The following is a 20,311-nucleotide window of genomic DNA, read 5'->3' on the forward strand; positions in this document are numbered from 1 at the left end:
GGACAGGATGTACATCACCCCGTTCAGCACCGCTCGTATGTCCACCGTCCGTTTGTTGCCGCCGCTCTTCGCCAGTGGGATCAGCGGACCGATGATCGACCATTCCTCGTCGGTCAGATCGCTCGGGTAGCGCAGTTTGCTGCGGTCGTATTTTGGCCGGCTCTCGGGCGTCCACATGGACGCCCTTCTTCCCGCACCCGCCGCTCGGAGCCAATCACAACCGATTCAGATGCCTCGATTTGTTCCCGGATGGACACTCAGACTTCCGCCTTCCTTAAGTCATGCACAAGCAGGAAGGAGACACCGCCGCCATGCCGCAAATGTTCGACTGGATCTTTTACGCGATCATGCTTCCCGTGCCGATTCTTCTGCTTTGGGATTGGATGAGAACCCGATAAGGTTCTTTCCAATCGGCCAGGTACGGCTTGGCCTGCCGCTTCCGTTGAGGCCGTTTTTCTCCGTCCCCTGCACGGACCCGCCTGTCCCCTCGGCCAGTCGGGTAAATAGCGCCGGCCAGGTGCTTCCACCCGGCCGGAGTTTGCTCTAGCACCCGCCCCCTTTTCACCATCAGGGGCGGCGCCCGGTGCAACCCATCATCGGCATCGATTTCGGCACCACCAACAGCGTCGTCGCGCGCCTCGCGCCCGACGGACGCGTCGAGGCCGCCCGCTTCCCCTTCGGCGGGGAAATGCTCGACGTCTTCCGCACCGTCCTCTGCTTCACCCCCGGCCCCGGCGGCGCCCCGCGCCATGCCGCCGGCCCCGCCGCCATCGAGGCCTATCTCGAGGACCCGCTGGCCAGCCGCCTCATCATGTCGATGAAGTCCTACCTGGCGCAGCGCAGCTTCAGCGAGACGCGCATCCTGACGCGCAGCTTCACGCTGGAATCGCTGATCGCCCAGTTCCTCCGCGCCCTGCTGCCCGCCGAGCCCGGCGCCCGCATCGTCGCCGGCCGCCCCGTCCGCTTCGCCGGCGACATGCCCGACGACGCGCTGGCCGAAGCCCGCCTCCGCGCCGCCTTCGCCGAAGCGGGGTGGGAGGATGTCGACCTCGCCCTCGAGCCCGAGGCCGCCGGCTATCGCTTCGCCCACACCCTCGGCGCGGCGGCGACGGTGCTCGTCGGCGACTTCGGCGGCGGCACCAGCGACTTCTCCGTCCTCCGCTACGAGCCCGGCGGCGTCACCCCGCTCGGCCATTCCGGCGTCGGCATCGCCGGCGACAGCTTCGACTTCCGCATCATCGACCATGTCGTCTCGCCCCTGCTCGGCCGCAACGACAGCTACCGGGTGATGGGCAAGCCCATGCCGATCCCCGCCGCCTGGTACACCGGCTTCGCCCGCTGGCACCGCCTGTCGCTGATGCGCGCCCCGCGCGTGCTGCGCGACATCGCCGAGGTCGCCCGCACCGCCGACCACCCGGAGCGCCTGCGCCACCTCATCGCGCTGATCGAGGAGGAGGCCGGCTACGCCCTCTACCGCGCCGTCTCCGGGGCGAAGGCCACGCTCTCCCGCGCCCCGCGGGCGACGCTCGCCTTCCGCCACGAAGATTTCACGGTGGAGGCCGAGATCGCCCGCGCGGATTTTGAGTCTTGGATCGCCCCCGACCTCGCCCGCCTCGGCACCGCCATCGACGCCGCGCTCGCCGAGGCCCGCCTGCCGCCCGAGGCCATCGACCGCGTCTTCCTCACCGGCGGCACCTCGCTGGTGCCCGCCGTCCGCGCCCTGTTCGAGGCCCGCTTCGGCGCGGCGAAGCTGAGCGGCGGCGGCGAGTTCGTCTCCGTCGCAGAGGGGCTGGCGCTGATCGGCCGGGCCCGGGCTTCTGCTTGACAGTAAAGGACAGTAGTCCTAGAATTCCCATCGCAACCAGCCCGGAAATTCGCTCTCTGCAAGCCCGCCCCGCCAGGGCCGGGTATCCCCGGGTTCGGTGTGCGGCCTGAGCCGCTTCAAACCATAAAACCCTTAAACGGCCGACCGGAACGCAGGCTTTTCAATGCCTTCGTCACTTCGTGCTTCAAGGGTTGAGGCCGGTTGAGGAGTTGAAGCCCCCGTTGCGCCGCTCCGCTCAATCCGGCTGAATGTGGCCTCACGGAATTGGGAGCAACCGCACGACCCCCGAACAGGCCGGCCTCGTCCAGGACAGCTTCCGCCAGGTGGCGCCGATCAGGGAGAAGGCCGCCGAGCTGTTCTACGCCCGGCTCTTCGAGACCGACCCGACCACGCCGCCGCTCTTCGCCGGCAAGGACATGCGCGAGCAGGGCGCGAAGCTGATGGCTACCCTCGGCATGGTCGTCGCCGGCCTCAGGCGGCCGGAGGAGATCGTCCCCGCCGCCCAGTCGCTGGCCCGCCGCCACGTCGCCTATCGCGTGACCGAGGCGCAATACGCGACGGTCGGCGCGGCCCTGCTCTGGACGCTGCACCAGGGCCTCGGCGAGGGCTTCACGCCGCAGGTGGAGGCCGCCTGGACGGCCGCCTACACCCTCCTCGCCGGGGTGATGATCGAGGCGGCGAAGACCGCCTGACGCTCAGCCCCGGAAACCGGCCAGCACGAAGAGGAAGATCAGGAAGCCGATGAAGGCGAAGCCCTGTAGCAGATAGGCGCCGGCGCCCATCCGCTCGTCCTGGTGGCTGGCATGCTCGCGGGCGGGGCGGACGGTGATCGGGGTGGCGTGGGACATCGATGGACTCCGTTCTGGGGTGGACCTGCCATCCACCCAGCAGCCGCCGTGCCATGCAGATTGCAATTAAGCCCCGCCGCGCGCCTCGGCGATCTGGCCCTTCATGCGGCGGATGACGGCGGGCATCCCCTCGAAGACGCTCTGGCCGATGAGGAAATGGCCGATGCTGACCTCCACCACCTCCGGCATGGCGGCGATCGGCGGCAGCGTCTCGTAGGAAAGCCCGTGCCCGGCATGGCAGGCCAGCCCGGCCGCCGCCGCCGCCGCGGCGCCCTGCCGCAGCCTTGCAAGATGCGAGTCTCGCTCGGCCGGGGCGGCGTCGGCATAGGACCCGGTGTGCAATTCAACGGCCTGCGCCCCCATCCGCGCCGCCGCCTCGATCTGCCGCGCATCCGCCTCGACAAAGAGCGAGACCTCGATCCCCACCCCGGCCAGCCGCGCAATTGCATCCTGCAAGGGCGCCCCGGCGGCGATGACGTCGAGCCCGCCCTCGGTCGTCAGCTCCTGCCGCTTCTCGGGGACGATGCAGCAGGCCGGCGGCCGCAGCCGCAGCGCGATGCCGACCATCTCCTCCGTCGCCGCCATCTCGAAATTCAGCCGCGTCGCCACCTCGGCCGAGACGCGCTCCAGGTCCCGGTCGCGGACATGCCGGCGATCCTCGCGCAGATGCATGGTGATGCCGTCGGCCCCGGCCGCCATGGCGATGCGCGCCGCCTCCACCGGGCAGGGGAAGGCCCCGCCGCGCGCGTTCCTCAGCGTCGCCACATGGTCGATGTTCACGGATAGGCGCATCGGCGTCATCGGGCTGAATTCCTGCGGTGTGCGGCGATCTCGACGGCGAGGCGCAGCGCGGCGACGAGGCTGCCGGGGTCGGCGATGCCCCGGCCGGCGATGTCGAGCGCCGTGCCATGGTCCGGGCTGGTGCGGACGATGGAGAGGCCGAGGGTGACATTCACCCCGCCCGCCATGTCGAGGGTCTTGATCGGGATCAGCGCCTGGTCGTGGTAGAGGCCGAGCGCCACGTCATAGCCCGGCCGCGCCTTGGCGGTGAACATGGTATCCGGCGGGATCGGCCCGCGCGCATCGATCCCCTCGGCCCTCAGCATGGCGACCGCGGGCGCCACGATGTCGCGGTCCTCGGTCCCGATCGTCCCATCCTCCCCCGCATGCGGGTTGAGCCCGGCGATGGCGAGGCGCGGCGCCGCGATGCCGAAATCCTGCCGCAGCCCCGCCGCCGTCAGCCGCCCGCATTCGGCGATCAGCGCCGGGGTAAGGCGGGCAATGGCCTGCTTCAGCGGCTCGTGGATCGTCACCGGCACCACGCGCAGCTCCGGGCAGGCGAGCAGCATCACCGGCGGCCGCCCGGTCCCGGCGATCTCGGCGAGATACTCGGTATGCCCGGGATGGGCGAAGCCGGCGGCATACAGGGCGGATTTCTGAATCGGATTGGTGACGATGCCCGCCGCCCGCCCGGCCTTCGCCAGCGCCACCGCCTCGTTGATGGCGGCGATGACGGCCGGCGCATTGGCCGGGTCGAGCTGTCCCGGCCGGGCCGGGCGGGGCAGGGGGCGGTGCAGCACCGGCAGCGCCTCGGGAAAGCAGTTGGCGGCCTCCTCCGGCGCCTCGATCCGGCGGAGCGGGACGCCGGCAAGCCGCGCCGCGTCGTCGATCAGGAAGAAGGCGGGCCCGCCCTCGCGCAGCGCCCGCCAGGCGCCGGCCGCGATCTCGCCGCCGATGCCGGCGGGCTCGCCCATGGTCAGGGCCAAGGGAGGCAGCGGGGAGGGGCTCATATCCCCTGATCTAGAGCAAACCCCGGGCGGGTGAAATCACCCGGACCCGGCATTCCGCGCCGCCGAAGCACAGGCCCGGGCGGCGGATCTGCTCATCCCGGTATCGAACAGGCTCGATTCCTGGGACGAATTCCATTAGAGGAGAGCAAGGAACCGCAATGCGTCACACGGCCAGGCAGGGTGACCACACCGCAATACGACCCCATGGCGCCCGCTCTGAGCGATCAGCCCCGCCGTCGCTTGGGGCTGAGCGCGCATCTGCTCGCCTTCGGCCTGGCGCTGCTGCTGCCGGTGCTGGCACTGGGCGCGGTTTCGGCCTGGCAGGTCGCGCTGTCCTATCAGGGTGCCTTCACCGCGCGGCTGCGGGACACCGCCCGTGCCCTGTCGCTCGCCCTCAACAGCGAACTGGAGGCGATGCAATCGGCGGCGCTCGCCGTCGCCTCCGCTCCGGCGGTGCGGCAGGAGCGCGACGATGCCATGCGCCGGGCCTGGCTGGAGGGGCTCGGCCAGGCGCTGGGCGATGCCAGCATCGCCATCCATACCGAGGCGACCGCGCCGGAGGACGAGGGCGGCGCCCTGGTCCGCCGCGTGCTGCGGACGCGGCAGTCGGGGCTTTCCAACCTCTACCGGGCAGGCCCTTCTACGGCCCGGCCGGAAGGCGGGCTGGCGATCTCGGTCGCGGTGGCGGTGCCGGAGCTACCGCAGGCGGTGCTGGTCACCATTGGCCCGGCGCGGCTGGCCCAGGTGCTGATGGCGCAGAGGTTGACCAGCGGCGTGGCCGGGCTGGCCGACGGCCGCGGCATCAACGTCGCCCGCTCGCACGGCAACGAGCGCTTCGTCGGCGCGCCGGCGCCCTGGTACGGCCTGGCACAGGGGATGACGGAGGGCGTCTTCCGCGGCCGGAATTTCGAGGGGGTTGAGATCCTCTTCGGCTACCACCGCCTCGCCATGGGCGAGGGCTGGGGCGTCGTCCTCGGCGAGCCCTGGGCGACCTACCAGGCGAGCTGGAGCGCGCCACTGACCCGCTTCGGAATCGGGGCGATAGTGGCGGTGGCGCTGGCCATCGCCGCGGCCCTGGTGCTGGCGCGGCGCATCCTGGCGCCGGTGCGGGCCTTGCGCCACCAGGCGGAGGAGGTCGCCGCCGGGCGCGGCCGGACCGAGAGCCTCGCCGCCGCGGTCTCTGCCGCGCGGATCGCCGAATTCGAGGCGCTGCGCTGCGCCCTGCTCCGCGCCGATGTCGCGCTCCGGGCCGGCGAGGCGGAGTTCCGTGCCGCCTTCGAGCAGGCGGCGATCGCCATGTCGCAATCAGACCCCGGGACGGGCCGGCTGCTGCGGGTGAATGCCGCCTATGCTACCCTGGTCGGCCGCCCCGCGGAGGCGCTGATCGGCCAGCCCTTCGCCGAGTTCATCCATCCGGACGACCGCGAGACGGAGATGGCAGGCTGGCGTGCCATGGCGCGGGGCGAGATCGGCGTCTTCGAGACGCACAAGCGCTATGTCCGGCCGGATGGCAGCATCCGCTGGGCGAGCGGCACCGTCTCCGCTGTGCGGGACCCGGTGACGGGGCGCATCGTCCGCACCCTCGGCGCCTCGCAGGATATCACCGAGCGGAAGGCGGTGGAGGAGCGCCAGACGCTGCTGACACGGGAGCTGGACCACCGGGCGAAGAACGTCCTCGCCGTGGTGCAGGCGGCGCTGCGGCTGACGCCGCGCACCAGCGCCGCGGACTATGCGCAGGCGGTGGAGGGGCGCGTCGCCGCCCTGGCGCGGGCGCATACGCTGCTTGCCGAGGCGCACTGGACCGGGGCAGGGCTGCGCGACCTGGCGACGGCGGAGCTGGCCGTCTTCCTCGGCGATGGCTCGGGCCGGGCGGTGCTGGAGGGGCCGGCGGTGACGCTCTCGCCGACCGCGGTGCAAGCCGTCTCCATGGCGCTGCACGAGCTGGCGACGAATGCGACGAAGCATGGCGCGCTCTCCGTGCCGGAAGGGCGGCTGCACCTGTCCTGGAGCCTGACGGAGCGGCCGGGCTTGCTGCTGCTGCGCTGGGTGGAGCGGGGCGGGCCGCGCCTCGGCGGCCCGCCAGCGCGGTGCGGCTTCGGCACGCGCGTGCTGCGGGCGACGGTGCAAGACCAGCTGGGCGGCCGCGTGGAGCAGCGCTGGCCGCCCGAGGGCATGGAATGCGACCTCGCCGTGCCGCTGGAGCGGATCGGCGCGGCCGGCTGATCAACGCGCCCGCTCGATGTTCCAGATCACCGGGAAGCCGAAATCGATCACGCCCCGCAGCTCCGCCCGCCACACCGCCGGGGCCTGGAACTGGCCGTCGAGCGGGAAGGTGACGTTCTCGATGGACAGCCGCTGCAACTCCGCCGCCAGCTCGCGGCGCCTGGCCGGGTCGCTCTCGGCGGCGAAGCGGTCGAGCACCGGCGTCATCTCCGGCACGCAATAGCCCCAGGGCTGGTTGTTCGAGCAGTTGTAGCCGATGCCCATGTTGGAGAGCGGGTCGGCCATGTCGAAGCCGGTATAGACCACCGAGATGAGATTCCAGCCGCCCTCGGCGATGGGCTGCCGCCCGACCCAGCGCTGCGCCAGCGAGGACCAGTCGGAGGCCTGGACATCGAGGTTGAAGCCGGCGCGCTTCAGCCGGTCGATGACGACGAGCGCCATCGGGTTGATGAGCGCGCTGTCGGCCGGCTGGAGGTAGACGATGCGCTCGTTGTTGTAGCCGGCCTCGCGCAGCAGGGCGCGGGCGCGCTCGAGGCTCGGCTTGCGGATGGCCTCGGCCCCGGCATCGGTGCTGTAGCGCGTGCCGCAGAGATAGACCGAGACGCAGTTCGGGTCCGCCATCCCCTCCGGCAGGCCATGGCTGGCGACGATCTCCTCGCGGTCGAGCGCCGCCTGCAGCGCGCGGCGCATCGGCAGCCGGTCGAAGGGCGGGAGGTAGTGGTTGATGCTGACGCCGCCGACGATATGCGCGATGCCGCCAGGTCGGGCGATGACGAGGTTCCGGTCGCGGCGGAAATTCGCCAGGTAGTCGATCGGCGCATATTCGAGATAGTCCACCTCGCCACGGGTGATGGCCGCCGCCCGCAGCGCGATGTCGGGCAGGGTGACGAACTCGACGCGCTCCATCTTCGCCACCTTGCCGCCGGCGAGGCCATCGGCCGGCTCGGCGCGCGGCACGTAGCGCGGGTTGCGGCGGAAGAAGGTGCGCTCGCCGGGCACCCATTCCTCCTTGATGAAGAGATAGGGCCCGCTGCCGACCACTTCCGGCACCGCCTGGGTCGGCGGCGTCGCCGAGGCGAGGCGGGCCGGCATGATGAAGGGGACGTGGACGCTCGGCTTGCCGAGCGCATCGATGACGCCGCCGAAGGGCTGCGCCAGTTGGAGAACGAAGCGGTTCGGCGCCTCGACGCGGAACTCCTTCGTCGCCGCGATCAGCCGCCGGCCGATGGCATCCCGCGCGCCCCAACGCTTGAGCGAGGCGATGACGTCATCCGCCGTGACGGGCGTGCCGTCGCTGAACTCGAGCCCGGGACGGAGGGTGAAGGTCCAGGCGAGCCTGTCCTCGCTCACCTGCCAGCCCTCCAGCATCTGCGGCCGGTATTCGCCCTTGCCGTCCATTGCGACGAGCGTGTCGTAGACCATGTAGGCGAAGTTGCGGGTGACGAAGGAAGGGCTGGCGATCGGGTCGAGATTCTGCAGCCCGACATTGAGGACGAGGCGCAGCGGCCGCTCGCGCGGCTGCGCGGCGGCCGAGAGGGCGAGGGCGGAGCCGGCGACGAGGCCAAGCAGCAGGCGGCGCAGCATCATCCGTCACTCTCCCTCATGCGCCGCGGACCAGGCCTCGGCGACCTCGGTGCCCGTCGCGAACCACACATCGGGGAAGGTCTTGATCCACTGGATCATCTCGCGCAGCAGCGCCACGCGGCTCGGCCTTCCGCTGACCTGTGGGTGCATCACCAGGTTGTAGAGCCCGCCCCAGCGATAGATCTCGCGGAACTCCTCCTGGAAGATCTCGCGGATATGGCTGTTCGGGAAGATCGGCCGCGGCGACTTGATCGAGAACAGCGCATGCGGCGCGTCGTCCAGGCTCCAGTGCCAGGGCAGCTCGATCGGGCCGGGGCTGCCGTCCGGCATGACGTGGCGGTAGGGGTTGATGTGATCGAGCAGGGAGCTGTCGTAGAGGAAGTCGTGCTTCTTCAGCAGCCGGATGAGGTTGTCGCTGGTCTCGCCGGCGGGCGAGCGGTAGCCCTTCGGCACCACGCCAAGGGTACGCTTCAGCGCCTCCAGGCCCTTCTCCATCTCCTCGACCTCCTTGTCGGGGAAGGCCGGGTCGATCCAGCTGTGCGAGTAGCTATGGTGGGCGATCTCATGCCCCTCGCGCAGGATCATCTCGGCCCGCGCGGTGTGCTTCTCCGCGGTCCAGCCGACGACGAAGAAGGTGGCCTTCACCCCCTCCTGCCGCAGCACTTCGAGGATCATCGGCACGCCGACCTTGGCGCCATAGGCGCCCTGGCTGAGGATGCCGGGGCGGCGGGCATTCTCCGGGTCGCGCGAGAGCCAGAGCGTCTCCGCATCGAAGTCGAAGGTCAGCATCACCGCGACCTTGGCGCCGCCCGGCCAGTTCACCTTCATGTCGATCATCGCTCGCCCCTTCGCCCGTTTCAGCCAGCCTCGCGCGGCGGGTGCCGCGCCGCAAGCCACCCGCCGTCGACGGCGATCACCTGGCCGGAGACATAGGCGGCATCCGGCGAGGCGAGGAAGGCGATGACGGCCGCGACCTCCTCCGGCTGGCCCGCGCGGCGCAGCGGCGTCGGCTCCAGCACGGCGCGGCGGTAGTGGTCCTTGGTGAGGTGCCCCTCGGTCATCGCCGTCTCGATGACGCCGGGCGCCACGGCATTGACGAGGATGCCCTCCGGCCCGAGCTCGGCGGCGAGCTGGCGCGTCATCTGCGCGATGCCGGCCTTGGCGACGGCATAAGCCGTGGTGCCGGGATAGCCTGCGATGCCGAAGGTGGAGGAGACGGAAACGATCCGCCCGCCCGGTCGCGCCAGGTGCGGAATGGCCGCGCGTGTCAGCCGCAGCACCGCCTTCAGGTTGACCTCGACGAAGCGGTCGATGAGGTCGTCATCGGACTCGACGAGCGGCTTCGACCCGCCGATGCCTGCATTGTTGACGAGGATGTCGAGCCGGCCGAAGGCATCGAGCGCGGTATCCACCACCGCCTCGCCAGCCCCGCGCGCGGCGAGGTCGATGCGCAGCCCGACGCCGCCGATGGCTTCGGCCTGGGCCATCACCTCCGGCGACAGGTCGGCGAGCAGCACCTGCGCCCCCTCCTCGGCCAGCCGTGCGGCGGTGGCGGCGCCGATGCCGCGCGCCGCGCCGGTGACAATGGCGGTGCGGCCGGCAAAACGCTCGGGATCAGGCAAGCCGGCCTCCATCGACGGGGAGCGCGACGCCGGTGACGAAGCTTGCTTCGGCGCTCAGCAGGTAGAGCACGGCATCCGCCACCTCCTGCGCGCGGCCGAAGCGGCCGAGCGGGTGGCGGGCGCGGAAGACCGCCTCGCGCGCGGCGCGGGCCGCCGGGTCGCCGGCGCTGGCGAAGGTCTCCTCCAGCATCGGCGTCTCGATCGAGCCGGGGCAGACGCAATTGACGCGGATGCCCTCCGCCGCATGGGCGACGGCGAGGCTGCGCGTCAGCAGCACCACGGCTCCCTTGCTTGCCGAATAGGCCGGCATGGTGGGCGAGCCGACCAGCCCGGCGGCTGAGGAGAAGGCGACCATCGCCCCGCCGCCGGCCGCGCGTATCAGCGGGAAAGCGGCGCGGGCGGCAAGCCAGGTGCCCTTCACGTTGACGGCGAAGAGCCGGTCCCAATCCGCCTCCTCCACTTCGGTCGCGGGGCGCACCGGGCCGAGCAGGCCGGCCGCCGTCGCCAGAAGGCGGAGCGGGCCGAGGCTCGCAGCCTGAGTGACGGCCGCCTCGACATCGGCAGCCTTCGAGGCGTCGCCGACGAGCGTCAGCGCGCCGGGACATTGCGCCGCGGTTTCGGCGAGGCCGCCCGCGTCGCGGTCGAAGAGCATCAGCCGGGCGCCCTCGCGGGCGAGGCCGAGCGCGGTTTCGCGGCCGAGGCCGGAGGCGGCGCCGGTGACGAGGGCCACCTGATCGGTGAAGCGGTCGGGCCTCATGCCGCGAGCATCCGGGCGGCGACCTGCTCGCCGATCATCACGCAGGTGAAGTGTGTGTTGGCCCGGCAGTCGGCCGGCATGATGGAAGCATCGGCGACGCGGAGGCCCGCGATGCCCTTCACCCGTCCGTCCGGGTCGACGACGCCGCGCGGCTCCTCATAGGCGGTCATCTTGCAGGTGCCGGCGGCGTGCTGGATGTCGCCGGCCTGTTCCAGCAGCAACTGGTCCAGCGCGGCCTCGGGCAGCACGGCCGTCTCGGCCAGCGACAGCACGGTGTCGCCGAAGACGATGCGACCGGCGAGGCGCCGCGCGGCGGGATGGGCGACGAGGGCGGCGAGCCGCCCCACGGCATCGCGCATGCGGAGCATGTCGCGCGGGTCGGAGAGCATGTTTTCCTCCACGATGGGGTCGTCCTCCGGCCGCGGCGAGGCGAGGGTGACGGTGCCGCGCGAGAATGCCTCGAAGACGGCGGCGCCGATGCCGCCCAAGGGGTTCGGCCGCGCGCCCGGGGCGGCGACGCCGCGATGGTTGAAAGCAACGAGGATCATATCCCGCCGCCCGGCTCCGCCGAGGCCGCTGCTGTAAGTGACGCAGCAATTGGTGTGGCGCGTGTCCGGGTCCGTCGGCGCGTAGTCCGGGCGGAGGTCGATGCTGGCGCGGATGATCGGATGGTCCATCAGGTTGCGGCCCACCTCCGGCAGGTCCCGCACCACATCGATGCCCATCGCCTGCAACGCAGCGCCCGCACCGATGCCGGAGCGGAGCAGGATGGCCGGGCTGTGGATGGCGCCGGCGGAGAGCACCACCTCACGCGCCGGCAGGTCCACCCAGCCCTGGCCCGCGAGATGGACGCGGACGCCGGTGGCGCGGCCATCCTCCACCAGCACCCGGTCCACCAGCGCCTCGCCGCGGATCTCGAGGTTGGGGCGGGTGCGGGCGGGCTCCAGGAAGGCCTCGTTGGCGGAGATGCGGCGGCCGTCGCGGCTGTTGATCGGGTAGCAAGAGACGCCCTCGCCCTCGGCGGCGTTGAGGTCGGGGTTCCAGGGATAGCCGCAAGCGAGCGCGGCCTCCTTCAGCGCCAAGTCCACCGGGCCCCAGCTTGCTTCTGGCGCGCGGTAGACCGGCAGCGGACCGCCGCGGCCGTGGCCGGGCAGTGGGTCGTCCTCGATGGCGTCGAAGACGGGTGCCACGGCGCGGGCCGACCAGCCCTCGCAGCCGGCCTCGGCCCAGGCGTCGAAGGCATCCGGCACGCCGCGGATGGCGATCTGGCCGTTGATGACGGAGCTGCCGCCGAGCGCCCGGCCGCGCCAGTAGAATTTCGGCGGCTGCGCGGCGGTGCGGCGGGAAAGCAGCTTCGGCCAGTGCCATTCCTGCTGCATGCCGGGGTCGTGGATCAGCGGGATGGGGTTGGGGCTCTTCACCGCCTGCGGCGCCTCGGCGGCACGCCAGTCGCGGCCGGCTTCCAGCAGCAGCACGCGGCGATGGGGATCGGTCGAAAGCCGGGCTGCCAGCGCCGCGCCCGCCGAGCCGGCGCCGACCACGATGACGTCATGCATGGGGAGGTCTCCAAGTCGCCGCCATGCTAGTGGCCGGGAGGGGGCTGGCAATGGGCGCGGCGCCAATCCTGCCCCGGCCAGTTGCGCGGGCGGCGGAGCCTCGGCATGAAGGCGGAACCCGCAACCCGCCTTCAGGGAGCGCCCTGCCTTTGCCCCGTATCCTCCGCCTCGCCGCCGCGCAGATGGGCCCCAACCAGCGGGCCGACAGCCGCGAGGCCATCCTCGCCCGCATGATCGCCCTACTGGAGGGCGCGGCGCGGGAGGGGGCGCAGCTGGTCGTCTTCCCGGAGCTCGCCTTCACTACATTCTTCCCGCGCTGGCTGCTGGAAGGGGCGGAGCTCGACCAGTATTACGAGAGCGGGATGCCCAACCCGCAGGTGCAGCCACTCTTCGACCGGGCGCGGGCGCTCGGCATCGGCTTCTATGTCGGCTATGCGGAGCGGACGCCGGAGGGGCGGCGCTTCAACAGCGCCATCACCACCAAGCCGGATGGGACGATCCTCGCCAAATACCGCAAGGTGCACCTGCCGGGCTCGGTGGAGCCGCGCGCGGCCGACCGCTTTCAGCAGCTCGAGAAGCGCTACTTCGAATATGGCGATCTCGGCTTCCCCGCCTTCCGCGGCCCGGCCGATTGGGGCGCGCCGGTGATGGGGATGCTGGTCTGCAACGACCGCCGCTGGCCGGAGGCCTGGCGCGTCTACGGCTTGCAGGGCGTCGAGCTGATGGTGATGGGGTACAACTCCGCGGCCTATGACCCGAATGGCGGCAAGACGGAGGACGGGACGCTCCGCACCTTCCACTCCACCCTCGCCGCGCAGGCCAATGCCTATATGAACGCCACCTGGGCCGTCTCCGTCGCCAAGGCGGGGGATGAGGATGGCTCCGGCCTCATCGGCGGCTCTTGCATCATTGACCCGAACGGGCTGTTGGTGGCGCAGGCGAAGACGCTCGGTGACGAGCTGCTGGTCGCCGATTGCGACCTCGACCTCTGCCGCCAGGGCAAGGAGAAGATGTTCAACTTCGCCGCTCACCGGCGGCCGGAGCATTACCGCCGCATCGTCGACCAGGTGGGCGCCGAGCCGCCGGCCTGAGGCCGGGGGCCGGCTTGGCGGGCGGTGGCGTGGCGCGTAGCCTGCCGCCGTCAATCAATGGAGCGTCCGAAGGCCATGATCCACGTCCTCGCCATCATCACCGCGAAGCCCGGCATGCGGGAGCAGGTGCTGGCCGCCTTCCGCGCCAACATGCCGGCCGTCCATGCCGAGCAGGGCTGCATCGAGTACGGGCCCGCCATCGATGCGGAGGGCATGGGCGCCATCCAGACGCCGGTCGGGCCGGACAGCTTCGTCGTGATCGAGAAGTGGGAGAGCATCGAGGCGCTGAAGGCGCATGGCGCCGCGCCGCACATGAAGGAGTATGCGGCGAAGACCAAGGAGATGCTGGCAAGCCGCGTCATCCACGTCCTGACGCCGGCAGCTTAGAGCCCCGCGAAGCCTTCCGCGGCGACGCCGCGGAAGGGCATTCGGGCCTTAACGTTTGAGCGCGGCGAGCACCTCCTCCGTGTGCTCGCCGAGCTTCGGCGCGGGGCGGGTGGACCAGGGGCGGGCGCGGTCGATGTTGATCGGCAGGCCGAGCACCTTCACGCCACTCTCTGGCAGGGTCTGCACCATGTCGACGGCGGCGAATTGCTCGCTCGCCACCAACTCGCCGATGTCGTTGACCGGGGCGCAGGGCACGCCGACCGCCTCGAGTGATGCGATCCAGTGGTCGCGCGTGTTGCCGCGCAGCGCCTCGGCGACGAGCGGCAGCAGCTCGGTCTTGTGGCGGACGCGGCTGGCGCTGCGGGCGAAGCGCGGGTCCTCGGCCCATTCGGGATGGCCGAGCACCTTCGCCGCGCGGGCGAAGAGCCGGTCATTGCCGGCGGCGAGGCAGAGCGGGCGATCCGCCGTCTCGAAGACCTGGTAGGGCACGATGACGGCGGCGCCGGTGCCGTGGCGCGTCGGCACCTCGCCGGTCGCGATGTGCTGGTTGATCTGGCCCTCGACCCAGAAGGAGGCCGTCTCCAGCAGCGAGGTGTCGATCAGGCAGCCCTGGCCGGTCTTGTCGCGCTGGCGCAGGCCGGCGAGGGCGCCGACCGCGCAGAACAGGCCCGTCGCCTTGTCGTTGATGGAGGCGCCGCAGAAGGTCGGCGGATCCTGCGGCCGGCCGGTGACGCTCATCATGCCGCCGAAGGCCTGCAGCAGCGGGTCGAAGCCCGGGCGCAGCCGCATCGGCCCCTGGTAGCCAAAGGCCCAGATGGAGCAGTAGACGAGGCGCGGATGGCGCGCGAGCATCGCCTCCGGGCCGATGCCGATCTCGTCCACCACGCCGGGACGGAGATTCTGGATGAGGATGTCGGCGGTTTCGCAGAGCGCGTGCAGCGCCTCGATGTCCTCGGGCTTCTTCAGGTCGAGCACGACGCTGCGCTTGTTGCGGTTCTGGCTGAAGAAGTAGAGCGAGGTCTCGCCATCCGGCCCGAAGGGAGGGCCCCAGATGCGGGCATCGTCGCCGCCATCGGGCTTCTCGATCTTGATCACGTCGGCGCCGAGGTCGGCCAGGATCACGCCGGCCAGCGGCCCGGCCAGGGCCTGGCCCACCTCGATCACCCTGACGCCCTCCAATGGCAAGCTCATTCCTTGGACCTCCCTCGATAGGTGGCTAAGCATAGTCGGGGATGGCGGGCGGGGGTATCCTCGCCGGGAGGAAACGGCCAAGGGAACGGTGCCATGAGCCACGCGAATTCGCATTACGCCCCGGTGCGGGAGGACTGGCTGGCCCGCCATGTCGAGGAACCCCTCGATGCCGGGCTGCCGATCGTCGACCCGCATCATCACCTCTGGGACCGCGAGGGCTGGCGCTACCTGCTGCCCGAGCTGCTGGCCGACACCAACCAGGGCCACAATATCGTCGCCACTGTCTTCGTGCAGTGCCGCGCCATGCACCGAGCCGATGGGCCAGAGGCCTACAAGCCGGTCGGCGAGACGGAATTCGTCAACGGCGTCGCGGCGATGAGCGCCAGCGGCGGCTATGGCCCGACCAAGGTCTGCGCCGGCATCGTCGGCCATGTGAATCTGATGATTGGGGCCGAGGCGCGCGACGTGCTGCAGGCGCATATCCGCGCCGGCGGCGACCGCTTCCGCGGCATCCGCCATATCACCAGCTGGGACCCGGACCCGGAGGTGATGAACCCAGCCTATACGCCGCCGCGGGACATCTACTTCCGCGAGGATTTCCGCGCCGGCTTCGCGCAGCTCACGCCGCTCGGCCTCAGCTTCGACGCCTGGCTCTACCATCCCCAAATCCCGGACCTGACGGCGCTGGCCCGTGCCTTCCCGGAGACGCCGATCGTTCTCGACCATGTCGGAGGCCCGCTTGGGATCAAGGCCTATGCCGGCAAGCGGGATGCGATCTTCACCGAGTGGCGGGCGGCGATGGCCGAGCTCGCCACCTGCCCGAATGTCTCGGTCAAGCTCGGCGGGCTGGGGATGCGGATCAACGGCTTCGGCTTCGAGGACCGCGCCGAGCCGCCGGATTCCGACACGCTCGCCGCGGCGTGGAAGCCCTACATCCACAGCACTATCGAGCTCTTCGGGGCCGAGCGCTGCATGTTCGAGAGCAACTTCCCCGTGGACAAGGGCAGCTACAGCTACGGCGTCTTCTGGAACGCCTGCAAGAAGCTGGCCTCCGGCGCCTCCGCCGAGGAGCGTCAGGCGCTCTTCAGCGGGACGGCGAGCCGCTTCTACCGGCTCGCCTTGGCGTAGATGCCCATGGCGTTGTATGGCGCGTAGGGCGGGAAGGCGCCGATCGCCGCCATGTCCACCTCGATCAGCGAGGGGCCGGGGGTGGCGACGGCGCGTTCCACCACGCCGCCGAGTTCGGCGATGGAGGAGACCTTGAAGCCGGGCAGGCCGGCAACGGCGGCAAGTTGCTGGAAGTCCGGCCCCTGCAGATCGCCGAAGAACATCCGCCCGTCCTGCAAAGCGCCCTGGATGTGCTTGATGACGCCGTAGCCGCGGTCGTTCATCACCATGACGATGAGCTCCGCACGCTCCTGCACGGCGGTCCAGAGCTCGGTCTGGTTCAACGCGAAGCCGCCATCGCCGACCATGGCGATGGTCTTGCGGGTGCCTCCCGCCATCGCCGCGCCGATGCCGAGCGGCAGGCCGGGGCCGATGGCGGCGCTCACCGGATGCACCGCGTCGCGCGGACCATAGACCGGGAAGATGCGGTTGCCCCAGGAGGAGTTGCTGAGCGTCACGTCGCGGACGAAGAGCGCGTCGCGCGGCAGGGCGGCCCGCAGCGCGGCGGGGAATTCGGCATAGGGGCCGAGCGTCGTGCGGTATTCCTCCGTCGCGCGGCGACGCATCTCGCCGAAGTCGGCGGCGAAGGCCGGATCGACGCTCATGCGGCCGGCGAGGCGATCGGCGAGGCCCTGCATCACCAGCGCGGCGTCGCCGCAGAGGAACAGCTCGCTTGGATAGGTGCGGCCATTGGCGCGCGGGTCGATATCGGCCTGGACCAGCGTCTTCGGCAGCTTGAGCGAGAAATCCATCGTCTCGTGCCCGCGCAGGCGGCTGCCGACGACGAGCATGGCATCCACCGTGCCGTAGAATTCCTGCACGCGGGGCGATCCGTTGCCATGCATCCCGCCGAGGGTCATTGGATGGTCCTCGGGGACGATGCCGCGCCCGTTCCAGGAGGAGACAGCGCCGAAGCCGAGCTCCATCAGCCGCATCGCCGCCGCGCCCGCCTCCTTCGCGCCATTGCCGAGCCAGAGCATGGGTCGGCGCGCCCTGGCGAGGATGGCGGCCGCTTCGTCCAACGCCGCCGGGTCGGGCGGCAGGGCCGGCGGGATGGGGAGCGCCAGCCGGTCCAGCTCCGCCGGGCGGGGGATGGCGGTGCGCTGGATGTCGATCGGGATCTCGATGCTGACCGGGCCGCGCGGCGGCGTCAGGGCGAGGGTCGCGGCCCGCGTCAGCAGGCCGAGCGCCTCCTGCGCCGAGCGGATGCGGAATGCCGACTTGCAAACGGCGGCGAGCATCGCGGTCTGGCCCGGCAGGTCGTGCACCGTGCCCATGTCGCGGTCGATGTACTTCGTCGCGGTCTGGCCGGTGATGTGCAGCACGGGGCTGCCGGCGAACTGCGCCTCGGCGAGGCCGGGGACGGTGTTGGCGGCACCGGGCCCTGTCGAGGAGAAGATCACGCCGAGATGGCCGGAGGCGCGCGCATAGGCATCCGCCATGTGCCCGGCCCCCATCTCGCCGCGCGCCATGACGTAGCGGATGGCGTTGCGCCGACCGATTCCGTCCAGCATCGGGATGTTGTGGACGGAGACGATGCCGAAGCAGGTGGTGACGCCGATGCGGGCGAGGAATTCGGCGACCAGGTCGCCGACGGTGTAGGGGCTGTCCGCCATGTCTCTGCTTCCTCCGGGTTTGGAGGAAGTCTGCCAGCGATCAGGCGGGGAGGAAACGCAGTCCGCTCGCCCGCGCCCCGTTCACGGTGAAGCCGGCGACGCGGCCATCGGCGCCGCGCTCCGCCAGCGCATCGACCCAGCCCTGGAACAGCATGCCGGGCGTGCGGATGCGGAAGGCGTCGCCCGTGATCGCCTGTAGGGGCCAGGGGCCGGCGCTGGCGACCGGGCCGCGTACGCACACGGCGAGGCCGCCTTCCTCCGGCGCGATGGTCCAGGCCGCCCCCAGCTCCTCGCAGTGCCAGGTGCCGGTGAGCCCCTCGGGCAGGCTGGCCTCGGCCGGGGCGCGGCGGAAGCGGGTGAGGGTGCCGGCATCGGTCTCGAGGGTAAGGCTGTCGCCCTCCGGCAGGCCGACGGTGAAGGGGAAGACGCCGCGCATGGCGGCGAGGCGGCCATCCCCGGTCGGCGCGAGGGGGAAGGGGACGCCGTGCTGCGTCGCCACTGGCCCCTCGGCGAATTCCACCGTCGTGCCGCTTTCCGGCGCGACCCAACGGCCGAAAAGGCCATCGAGGCGGGGCATGGGCGGGACGGCGTGGAAGCCGGGCATGCCCTCCAGCGCCGCGTCGAGCAGGCGGTGGGCGAGGGCATGGGTATCGATCCCGCCATGGTTGGCGATGGCGATCACCGTCATCTCCCGCTCCGGCACGCGGAGGAAGCAGGTCTTGTAGCCGGGCCAGAGGCCGCCGTGGTTCACGGTGCGGAGGCCGCGATAGCTCGTCACCTCCAGCCCGCGGGCGTAGAGGTTCGGCTTTCCGTTGGCGAAAGGCTGCTGCTCCACCAGCGTCTCGGCGAGGCCCGGGACGCGGTGGATGGTGAAGTTGCGGTCCCACAGCGCCAGATCCTCGACGCAGGAGACGAGGCCGCCCTCGCCACCGAGGGGGAAGCCGTGCTGGGCGCGGCGGAAGCTCTCGCCTTGCGGCAGGTAGCCGGTGGCGAGGCCAGGCACGACCTCGGCGATGCTCGGCGTGTGGCGGGTGCGGGTCATGCCGAACGGGGTGAAGATGCGGCGGGCGAGGAAGTCGTCCAAGGACTCGCCGCTCACCCGCTCGACGATGCGGCCGAGCAGGAGGAAGCCGGTGTTGGAATAGCGGAAGCGGGTGCCGGGGGCGAAGTTGAGGCTCCGTTGCCGGCCGATGGCGGCCAGCAGGTCCTCGGTGTGGCAAGGGTGGGAGAGGTCGGCGCCGCCGAAGCGCATCAGCTCCAGCATGTCGCGCAGACCGGAGACGTTGTGCATCAGCTGGTCAATGGTGATGCGGGCGCCGAACTCCGGCAGTTCGGGCAGGTGGTCGTGGACGGAATCCTCGACCGAGAGCCGGCCCTCAACCGCCAGCAGCAGGATGGCGGCGCAGGTGAACTGCTTGCTAACCGAGGCGACGCGGAAGCAGGTCCCCGGCCCGATCGGCACGCCCAATTCGAGGCTGGCGAGGCCGGCGCTCTCATGCAGCACCAGCGCACCTTGGCAAACCAGACCGAGCGTCGCGCCGGGCGAGCCGGGCCGATCCCAGGGGGCCAGCAGGCGGCGGGCCTGGCGGCGGAGCGCGAGGTCGTCGAGCCCGGCCATCAGTGCAGCCTCGGCGGCTTGAGGAAGCTGCGCCGGTCGATGGAGGCGATGGTGAGGTCGCGCGGCATCGCGTCCCGCGCGATGCTCACCGGCACCCGCGCCCCGGCCGAGCCGCAGGCCCAGACCGCGCGCCAGAAGCCGGCGAGGTCGGAGACGCGCTGGCCACCGACGGAGACGAGGCGGTCGCCCTCCATGAGCCCCGCCTTCTGCGCCGGCCCGTTGCGGGCGGTGGCGGAGACCAGCACGCCCTCCTCGTCCTCGCCGGCATAGAGGCCGAGCCAGGGCCGCGCCGGGCGGTTGGGGCGGCCGTAATTCAGCAGGTCGTCCAGCACCGGGGGCAGCAGGCTGGCGGGGACGACCATGTTGAGGTCCACCCGGCGCCCCTTGCCGTCCTGCTGCTGCATGACGAGGGAGCCGATACCCATCAGCCTGCCGTCGCCGCCGATCAGCCCGGCACCGCCCCAGGAGGGGTGGGCAGGGGCGGTGAACAGCGCCTCGTCCAGCATGTATTCCCAATAGCCGGCGAATTCCTGCCGGGCGGCGATGGTGCAGCGCAGCGCGTGCTTGCGGCCGCCGGCGCTGGCCAGCACGCAGACATCGCCCGGTTGCGGCGCGTCGCCGGCCTCCATCGGCAGGGCGGGCAGGGCCAGCTTGCCGAGTGCCTGGATCAGGCCGAAGCCCGTCTCGAAATCATGGGCGAGGGCATGGCCGGGGATGGCGCGCCCGTCATGCGTCGTGAGCCAGATGCTCTCAGCCTCGGTGACGATGTAGCCGATGGTGGCGATCAGCCCGTCCGGCCGGATGACGACGCCGCTGCCGACCCGCTCCGTCCCCAGGCTCTGCGCGGTGAAGGCATCCGGCGGGACCAGCGCCTTCACCCCGACGACGGATTGCAGCGCCACGTCCAGATCGAAGGCGTGATCGGTCGGGTCCGGCTGCAATTCCGGCGGGATCTCCCATTCGCTGGATGCCATGCATGCCTTCCGTTCCGGTGGGGGTGGTGTTCTCGGGGTCAATATCGGCGGTCGAGGGCACT

The 20,311-nt window shown here is 71.1% G+C and carries 19 protein-coding genes; 6 read left to right on the top strand and 13 right to left on the bottom strand.

The genetic code is table 11. From position 1 onward, the window contains the following. Nucleotides 1–177 (bottom strand): transposase (locus tag EP26_RS12440; protein WP_043339019.1); only part of this gene is annotated, 177 nt, incomplete at its 3' end. Between the two features lie 406 nt (nucleotides 178–583). Between EP26_RS12440 and EP26_RS12445 the strand changes: the two genes are divergently transcribed. Both EP26_RS12445 and EP26_RS12450 read left to right on the top strand, forming a co-directional pair. Continuing rightward, nucleotides 584–1,825 carry an Hsp70 family protein gene (locus EP26_RS12445; protein WP_043338909.1) on the top strand — a complete coding sequence of 414 codons (1,242 nt, stop codon included), beginning with the start codon at nucleotides 584–586 and terminating at the stop codon, nucleotides 1,823–1,825. Between the two features lie 323 nt (nucleotides 1,826–2,148). Then, a complete protein-coding gene (locus tag EP26_RS12450) occupies nucleotides 2,149–2,517 on the top strand; it encodes a globin family protein (RefSeq protein ID WP_211259437.1) in 369 nt (122 codons plus the stop codon). A gap of 3 nt (nucleotides 2,518–2,520) precedes the next feature. Here the strand turns inward: EP26_RS12450 and EP26_RS34800 are convergent, their stop codons facing one another. The 3 genes from EP26_RS34800 to pdxA all read right to left on the bottom strand — a co-directional run bounded on the left by EP26_RS34800 (nucleotide 2,521) and on the right by pdxA (nucleotide 4,463). Then, entirely contained in the window at nucleotides 2,521–2,673 is a 153-nt protein-coding gene (locus tag EP26_RS34800) for a hypothetical protein (RefSeq protein ID WP_157033516.1), read from the bottom strand. A gap of 66 nt (nucleotides 2,674–2,739) precedes the next feature. Further along, nucleotides 2,740–3,465 (bottom strand): pyridoxine 5'-phosphate synthase, encoded by a 726-nt coding sequence (locus tag EP26_RS12455; RefSeq protein ID WP_084112507.1) that lies wholly within the window; start codon nucleotides 3,463–3,465, stop codon nucleotides 2,740–2,742. A gap of 5 nt (nucleotides 3,466–3,470) precedes the next feature. Beyond that, nucleotides 3,471–4,463, bottom strand: coding sequence for a 4-hydroxythreonine-4-phosphate dehydrogenase PdxA (gene pdxA / locus EP26_RS12460; RefSeq protein ID WP_043338913.1), 993 nt, complete (start codon nucleotides 4,461–4,463; stop codon nucleotides 3,471–3,473). Nucleotides 4,464–4,667: 204 nt separating this feature from the next. On the opposite strand from pdxA, the gene EP26_RS31905 reads away from it, so the two are divergent. Beyond that, nucleotides 4,668–6,686: an HWE histidine kinase domain-containing protein gene (locus tag EP26_RS31905; protein ID WP_052389111.1), complete on the top strand. Its 2,019-nt coding sequence runs from the start codon at nucleotides 4,668–4,670 to the stop codon at nucleotides 6,684–6,686. Here the strand turns inward: EP26_RS31905 and EP26_RS12470 are convergent, their stop codons facing one another. From EP26_RS12470 to EP26_RS12490, 5 genes are read right to left on the bottom strand one after another with little or no spacing between them, the layout of a single operon-like run. After that, nucleotides 6,687–8,273, bottom strand: coding sequence for an ABC transporter substrate-binding protein (locus EP26_RS12470; protein ID WP_052389112.1), 1,587 nt, complete (start codon nucleotides 8,271–8,273; stop codon nucleotides 6,687–6,689). 3 nt (nucleotides 8,274–8,276) lie between these two features. Continuing rightward, nucleotides 8,277–9,107, bottom strand: coding sequence for a polysaccharide deacetylase family protein (locus tag EP26_RS12475; RefSeq protein WP_043338914.1), 831 nt, complete (start codon nucleotides 9,105–9,107; stop codon nucleotides 8,277–8,279). Nucleotides 9,108–9,127: 20 nt separating this feature from the next. Next, nucleotides 9,128–9,892, bottom strand: a complete 765-nt coding sequence (locus EP26_RS12480) for an SDR family NAD(P)-dependent oxidoreductase (protein ID WP_043339024.1) — start codon at nucleotides 9,890–9,892, stop codon at nucleotides 9,128–9,130. Next, a complete protein-coding gene (locus tag EP26_RS12485; protein ID WP_043338915.1) occupies nucleotides 9,885–10,649 on the bottom strand; it encodes an SDR family NAD(P)-dependent oxidoreductase in 765 nt (254 codons plus the stop codon). The genes EP26_RS12480 and EP26_RS12485 overlap by 8 nt, the downstream gene beginning before the upstream one ends. Next, entirely contained in the window at nucleotides 10,646–12,205 is a 1,560-nt protein-coding gene (locus tag EP26_RS12490; protein WP_043338916.1) for a GMC family oxidoreductase, read from the bottom strand. Before EP26_RS12490 ends, EP26_RS12485 begins: the two co-directional genes overlap by 4 nt. Nucleotides 12,206–12,354: 149 nt before the next feature. On the opposite strand from EP26_RS12490, the gene EP26_RS12495 reads away from it, so the two are divergent. Both EP26_RS12495 and EP26_RS12500 read left to right on the top strand, forming a co-directional pair. Further along, on the top strand, nucleotides 12,355–13,296 hold the full coding sequence (locus tag EP26_RS12495; RefSeq protein WP_043338917.1) for an N-carbamoyl-D-amino-acid hydrolase: 942 nt from the start codon (nucleotides 12,355–12,357) through the stop codon (nucleotides 13,294–13,296). A 75-nt stretch (nucleotides 13,297–13,371) separates the two neighbouring features. Next, nucleotides 13,372–13,683 (top strand): putative quinol monooxygenase, encoded by a 312-nt coding sequence (locus EP26_RS12500; protein ID WP_043338918.1) that lies wholly within the window; start codon nucleotides 13,372–13,374, stop codon nucleotides 13,681–13,683. A 48-nt stretch (nucleotides 13,684–13,731) separates the two neighbouring features. Here the strand turns inward: EP26_RS12500 and EP26_RS12505 are convergent, their stop codons facing one another. After that, nucleotides 13,732–14,874 carry a CaiB/BaiF CoA transferase family protein gene (locus EP26_RS12505; RefSeq protein WP_043338919.1) on the bottom strand — a complete coding sequence of 381 codons (1,143 nt, stop codon included), beginning with the start codon at nucleotides 14,872–14,874 and terminating at the stop codon, nucleotides 13,732–13,734. A gap of 93 nt (nucleotides 14,875–14,967) precedes the next feature. On the opposite strand from EP26_RS12505, the gene EP26_RS12510 reads away from it, so the two are divergent. Then, the gene (locus EP26_RS12510; protein WP_043338920.1) at nucleotides 14,968–16,002 is read left to right on the top strand and encodes an amidohydrolase family protein; all 1,035 of its coding nucleotides are present in this window, start codon (nucleotides 14,968–14,970) and stop codon (nucleotides 16,000–16,002) included. Here the strand turns inward: EP26_RS12510 and EP26_RS12515 are convergent. Genes EP26_RS12515 through EP26_RS12525 form a run of 3 tightly spaced genes read right to left on the bottom strand, consistent with a single transcriptional unit; the run spans nucleotide 15,981 to nucleotide 20,249 of the window. Beyond that, nucleotides 15,981–17,657, bottom strand: a complete 1,677-nt coding sequence (locus EP26_RS12515) for a thiamine pyrophosphate-binding protein (RefSeq protein ID WP_043338921.1) — start codon at nucleotides 17,655–17,657, stop codon at nucleotides 15,981–15,983. The genes EP26_RS12510 and EP26_RS12515 overlap by 22 nt on opposite strands. 40 nt (nucleotides 17,658–17,697) lie before the next feature. Beyond that, entirely contained in the window at nucleotides 17,698–19,275 is a 1,578-nt protein-coding gene (locus tag EP26_RS12520; protein WP_043338922.1) for a serine hydrolase domain-containing protein, read from the bottom strand. After that, entirely contained in the window at nucleotides 19,275–20,249 is a 975-nt protein-coding gene (locus tag EP26_RS12525; protein ID WP_043338924.1) for a S1C family serine protease, read from the bottom strand. Before EP26_RS12525 ends, EP26_RS12520 begins: the two co-directional genes overlap by 1 nt. Between the last annotated feature and the right edge of the window lie 62 nt (nucleotides 20,250–20,311).

This window comes from Belnapia moabensis DSM 16746 (assembly GCF_000745835.1).
In the GTDB taxonomy this organism is placed as follows: domain Bacteria; phylum Pseudomonadota; class Alphaproteobacteria; order Acetobacterales; family Acetobacteraceae; genus Belnapia; species Belnapia moabensis.

Coding starts and splice junctions, on each gene's coding strand:
- EP26_RS34800 (WP_157033516.1), bottom strand. CDS start 2,673: ATGTCCCACGCCACCCCGATCACCGTCCGCCCCGCCCGCGAGCATGCC.
- EP26_RS12455 (WP_084112507.1), bottom strand. CDS start 3,465: ATGCGCCTATCCGTGAACATCGACCATGTGGCGACGCTGAGGAACGCG.
- pdxA (WP_043338913.1), bottom strand. CDS start 4,463: ATGAGCCCCTCCCCGCTGCCTCCCTTGGCCCTGACCATGGGCGAGCCC.
- EP26_RS31905 (WP_052389111.1), top strand. CDS start 4,668: ATGGCGCCCGCTCTGAGCGATCAGCCCCGCCGTCGCTTGGGGCTGAGC.
- EP26_RS12470 (WP_052389112.1), bottom strand. CDS start 8,273: ATGATGCTGCGCCGCCTGCTGCTTGGCCTCGTCGCCGGCTCCGCCCTC.
- EP26_RS12475 (WP_043338914.1), bottom strand. CDS start 9,107: ATGATCGACATGAAGGTGAACTGGCCGGGCGGCGCCAAGGTCGCGGTG.
- EP26_RS12485 (WP_043338915.1), bottom strand. CDS start 10,649: ATGAGGCCCGACCGCTTCACCGATCAGGTGGCCCTCGTCACCGGCGCC.
- EP26_RS12490 (WP_043338916.1), bottom strand. CDS start 12,205: ATGCATGACGTCATCGTGGTCGGCGCCGGCTCGGCGGGCGCGGCGCTG.
- EP26_RS12500 (WP_043338918.1), top strand. CDS start 13,372: ATGATCCACGTCCTCGCCATCATCACCGCGAAGCCCGGCATGCGGGAG.
- EP26_RS12505 (WP_043338919.1), bottom strand. CDS start 14,874: ATGAGCTTGCCATTGGAGGGCGTCAGGGTGATCGAGGTGGGCCAGGCC.
- EP26_RS12510 (WP_043338920.1), top strand. CDS start 14,968: ATGAGCCACGCGAATTCGCATTACGCCCCGGTGCGGGAGGACTGGCTG.
- EP26_RS12515 (WP_043338921.1), bottom strand. CDS start 17,657: ATGGCGGACAGCCCCTACACCGTCGGCGACCTGGTCGCCGAATTCCTC.
- EP26_RS12520 (WP_043338922.1), bottom strand. CDS start 19,275: ATGGCCGGGCTCGACGACCTCGCGCTCCGCCGCCAGGCCCGCCGCCTG.
- EP26_RS12525 (WP_043338924.1), bottom strand. CDS start 20,249: ATGGCATCCAGCGAATGGGAGATCCCGCCGGAATTGCAGCCGGACCCG.